The organism is Halorubrum sp. C191 (assembly GCF_002727095.1).
Lineage (GTDB): Archaea > Halobacteriota > Halobacteria > Halobacteriales > Haloferacaceae > Halorubrum > Halorubrum ezzemoulense.
Genome location: NZ_NHNZ01000132.1, coordinates 1 through 4,287, shown reverse-complemented (window position 1 = coordinate 4,287; position 4,287 = coordinate 1). Strand labels below are relative to the sequence as shown.

Annotated in this window: 4 protein-coding genes; 2 read left to right on the top strand and 2 right to left on the bottom strand. The window is 71.4% G+C overall.

Going from position 1 to position 4,287, the window contains the following annotated elements; all coding sequences use genetic code 11:
• Nucleotides 1-2,009: type II/IV secretion system ATPase subunit (locus tag Z052_RS12785; RefSeq protein WP_099289100.1), on the bottom strand; the 2,009-nt coding region annotated here is incomplete at its 3' end.
• Nucleotides 2,006-2,134: a hypothetical protein gene (locus Z052_RS21250; RefSeq protein WP_254921744.1), complete on the bottom strand. Its 129-nt coding sequence runs from the start codon at nt 2,132-2,134 to the stop codon at nt 2,006-2,008. The genes Z052_RS21250 and Z052_RS12785, both read right to left, overlap by 4 nt.
• 216 nt (nt 2,135-2,350) lie before the next feature.
• On the opposite strand from Z052_RS21250, the gene Z052_RS12780 reads away from it, so the two are divergent.
• Together Z052_RS12780 and Z052_RS12775 are read left to right on the top strand one after the other, a co-directional pair.
• Entirely contained in the window at nt 2,351-3,436 is a 1,086-nt protein-coding gene (locus tag Z052_RS12780; protein ID WP_086216994.1) for a sulfite exporter TauE/SafE family protein, read from the top strand.
• 92 nt (nt 3,437-3,528) lie between these two features.
• On the top strand, nt 3,529-4,287 hold a 759-nt coding region (locus Z052_RS12775; RefSeq protein ID WP_099289101.1), incomplete at its 3' end, for an alcohol dehydrogenase catalytic domain-containing protein.

The window sequence follows — 4,287 nt, the reverse complement described above, 5'->3', positions numbered from 1 at the left end:
GCGCCCGCCTCGACGGCGCCCGCGCCGCCGCGCTTCGGGTCGCCGGTCGGGCTCCGTTTCGCCTCCGAACCGAGGTCGTCGTACGCCGCCTCGGAGAGCGGTTCGATCGCCCGCGAGACGTACCGTTCGCCGTCGACCTGCCGGGGGAAGACGACGAGGTCGACCTCGCGGAGCAGGCGGGCGGGCAAGTCCCGCTCGCGCAGGCGGTTGACGAGCGCCTCCACGTCTTCGGCGTGGGTGGTGCCGACCACGCCGTGGCCCATGCTCAGGCTCTCCGCGAAGGTCTCGAAGCTCTCCGGCGTGTTGATCTCGGCGATCACCTCCACGTACGGGTTGAGGTAGTTGGCTTCAGTCATCAGCTCGGCCATCCCCACGGACTTGTAGGCGTCCTCGTGGTCGCGGGTGGTGAGCGAGACGCCCGTCTCGTGGGGAAGCCGGACCTCGCGGGACCCCTCGTCGACGGAGACCGGGCGGGCGTCGAACGGGATGAACGGCGCGTGCGCGTTCAGCAGCGTCGTCTTCCCGACGCCGGTCGGCCCCGCGAAGAGGACGACGCCGCGGTGTTCGTACAGCAGCCACAACAGCGTCACAAGCTCGACCGACAGCGTCCCCCGCTCGATCAGGTCGACCGGGGTGAGCGCGTCCGCGCGCTGCTTGCGGATCGAGACGTGCGGCCCGCCCTCGGAGATGACGGGCAGCGCCACCGCACACCGGATCGTCTGCGGCACGCCGTCGAGCTCGAGGTTCACCTTCGCCGAGGGCGTCGAGGCGTTCAGCTCCGTGCCGTCGCGGGCGGCGATCCCCGTGACCACGTCGACGAACGTCGTCTCGTCGTCGAACGCGAGGTTCGTCGGGATCCGAGAGCCGACCGCCGGGGCCTCGCCGTCACCCCGGCTCGCGGCGGCGGAACGGCCCGTCTCGTCCGCCGCGCCGGAGAGGACGGACGCGCGCGGGACGACCTTCACGCGCTCTCCGACCCGGTTCGCCTCCACGTCTTCGAGGTGCGGGTCGCGGATCGGGACCGTGAGGATCCCCTCGCCGACGAAGTCGCGCAGCACGTAGTACGCGAGGTCGTCGAGCCGGTCGCGGGCGAACCGCGAGTCGACGGGCGGCGCGACGAGCCCCCGGTCCGCGAGCGCCGACCTCGCCCGGTACGCGGCGGCGTCGAGCCACGCCCGGGTGTTGCGCGCGGTCAGCCGCCGCGAGAGGAAGCGGCGGGCGCGGGCGGCGACGAACGACTCCCGATCCTCGATCACGTCGCTGACGGTCGTCTCCCAGATCCGCGACTTACACTCCTCGATGAGCTCCTCGTCGCCGGGCAGAAGGTCCGGCTCTAGCACGGCGTACTTCGTCTCGAACGCGTCCGAGCCGAGCAGCCGCTCGCGGTAGAGGACCACCTCGACCGCGAGCCCGGCGAACTCGACGGCGTACTGCGCGAGCCGCTCGGCCGCCACGCGTTCGACGTAGTCGGCGTCGGCGTCGATCCCCGTCTCCAGCGGCGCGAACGTCTCGGTGTGGACGACAAGCTCGCGGTCGTCGCCCACGTCGGCCACCTCGATCCGGTCGTCCAAGGCGATCGGCGTGAGCGCGCCGAGCAGCCGGAACTCACGCAGCGCGTGGTAGTCGATCCGTCGACGCGCGGCGGCGCTCGCGTCCACCAACCGGTCGATCGCCTCCGCGTACTTCGGCTCGAACCCGGCCTCGGCGCGCTCGACGACCCCGACCCGGGTGAGCGGGCGACGGTGCCGCACCGCGGAGAAGCGGTCCCGGACGCGGTCGAGCGCGCGCTCGTCCCCGACCGACAGCGGCGGTTCGCGGGCGTCGTAGCCGAACCGCCCGCCGTCGCGCTCGCGGACAGTCGCCACCACGCCGGGGGCGGCCTCGTACTGCGCCCGGACGTCCGGGGCGTACCACGCCTCGGGGTCGTCCGGCGGCACCGGCGCGGGGACCGCACCGCTCGACCCCTCGTCGGGCTCGTCGACGATCCGGAGGGTCGCTCCGTCGCTCACCGCCCCGTCCTCCGGCTCCGCCGGTCCGCAGTCGTCGTCTCTCCGCTCATCGCGTCTATCGCGCGCGGCGGGCGCGTCGCCGTCCCCGAGACGCCGCGCGCCGCGGTCCCGAGATCCCGTGTCATCGTTCGATCCGCGGGTGATCTACGGGTCCGTTTAACCGTTTCTTTTCTGTCACTGTCCATTCATTTCACGCCGCGAAAACGTGCGCTCGTCCGGTCGGATATCGAAGGTGCGGTACCCGCTCCGACGCGCTCCGCGACGGTGACGATCGATCATCACTATCGTGACGTGTGAAAACGCATTTATTCGTCTCCCTGTAACCCGCGTTCCACGCCTCAATGAGCACGTCACTGTCGAGCGACGTTCAGCGCGCCTTTCTGCGCTATCAGCACGTCTTCGTCTTCCTCGCTCCCCTCGCTTTCGTCGGGGGCGTGTACGCCTTCGCGCCGACGCCCGCCGACGCCGGCGTCGGCTACTGGACCGAGTACTGGTGGCTGTTCGCGGTCTTCACCGCCGGCGCCACGATCGTCAACACCGTCGGGATCAGCGGGTCGGCGCTGTTCGTGCCGTTCCTCATCTTCGCCTTCCCGCTGGTCGCCTACCCGCTGGAGCCGACGACGCTGGTGAAGATCGGCCTCATCAGCGAGTCTTTCGGGCTGTCGAGTTCGTCGCTCGCGTTCATCCAGTACGGGCTCGTCGACCGCCGGCTCTCACTCTCGCTCGTGTTGGGCGGCGTCCCGTTCGTCGTCGGCGGGGCGCTCCTTTCGTTCGTGATCCCCGAACCGGTGTTCCACGCGCTGTTGGGGGTCGCGCTTCTGGCGGCCTCGTACCTGCTGTTCAAGGCCAACTTGGCCCACGGCGACCCCACCGAGAGCGGGGGCGACGAGGAGGTCGCGACCGACGGCGGCTCGTCACCGGATCTCCCCGACGACGACAACAAGCTCGGGCCGGCAGGCGTCGACACCGACGAGTCCGGCACCGTCACCCGGGTCGACCGCGACGGCGACGACTACACCTACTCCCGCGGCGGCTACCTCGAACGGTTCCTCAACTACAGCGTCGGCGGGGTGTTCCAGGGGCTCGCCGGCTTCGGGATCGGCGAGCTCGGGATCATCTCGATGCTCCGGACGCAGGTCCCGGTCCGCGTGGCGATCGGCACCAACCACATCGTCGTCGCGACGACTGCCGTCTTGGCGTCCGTCGTCCACGTGTTCGGCGGCGGACTGGTCGGCGGCCACACGATGGACCTGGCGACGACGCCGTGGAACATGGTCGTCTGGACGGTCCCGGCGACGACGCTCGGCGGGCAGATCGCCCCGTACGTCTCGACCGCGCTGGACACCGGGACGATCAAGGCGGGCGTGGGCGGCCTGTTCGCGGTCATCGCAGTCGCGCTGTTCGCGATGGCCGCCGGCGGGATCTGAGGGCTGACGCCCCCCGCCGCCGACCGGTCGTATCGCCGCCGGCGTCAGCTTCTTGATCGTCTCGACCGGAGCATGTTCCGATGACGGACACCATGCGTGCCGCGGTCGTGCCGGAGCCCGGAGCCGAGTTCGAACTCGTGGAGCGCGACGTGCCGGAACCGGACCCCGACGAGGTCCGGGTCGCCGTCGAGGCGTGCGGGATCTGCCGCAGCGACGAGTTCGTCGTCGAGGGCGGCTATCCCGGCGTGGACTACCCGCGCGTCCCCGGCCACGAGATCGCTGGGCGCGTCGACGCGGTCGGCGCCGATGTCGACGCGTGGGAGCCGGGCGAGCGCGTCGGCGCGGGGTGGCACGGCGGCCACTGTTTCACCTGCGAGCCGTGTCGCCGCGGGCAGTTCCTTCAGTGCGAGAATGCCGAGATCACCGGGCTCACGTTCGACGGCGGCTACGCCGAGTACGCCACCGTCCCCGCCGAGGCGCTGGCGGCGATCCCGGACGGCCTCGACGCTGTCGACGCCGCCCCGCTGCTTTGCGCCGGGATCACCACCTACAACGCCCTGCGTAACTCCGACGCCCGCGCCGGCGACCTCGTCGCCGTCGTCGGCGTCGGCGGGCTCGGTCACCTCGCGGTCCAGTACGCGCACGCCGCCGGCTACGAGACGGTCGCGATCTCGCGTACCCCCGAGAAGGAGCCGCTCGCGAGGGACCTCGGGGCCGACCACTTCGTGAACGCCGCGGAGTCGGACCCGGCCGCGCGGCTCTCGGAGCTGGGCGGCGCGAGCGTCGTCCTCACGACTGCCCCCGCGAGCGACGCCATCGAGTCGGTCGTGGGTGGGCTCGGGGTCGACGGT

Coding starts and splice junctions, on each gene's coding strand:
- Z052_RS21250 (WP_254921744.1), bottom strand. CDS start 2,134: ATGACACGGGATCTCGGGACCGCGGCGCGCGGCGTCTCGGGGACGGCG.
- Z052_RS12780 (WP_086216994.1), top strand. CDS start 2,351: ATGAGCACGTCACTGTCGAGCGACGTTCAGCGCGCCTTTCTGCGCTAT.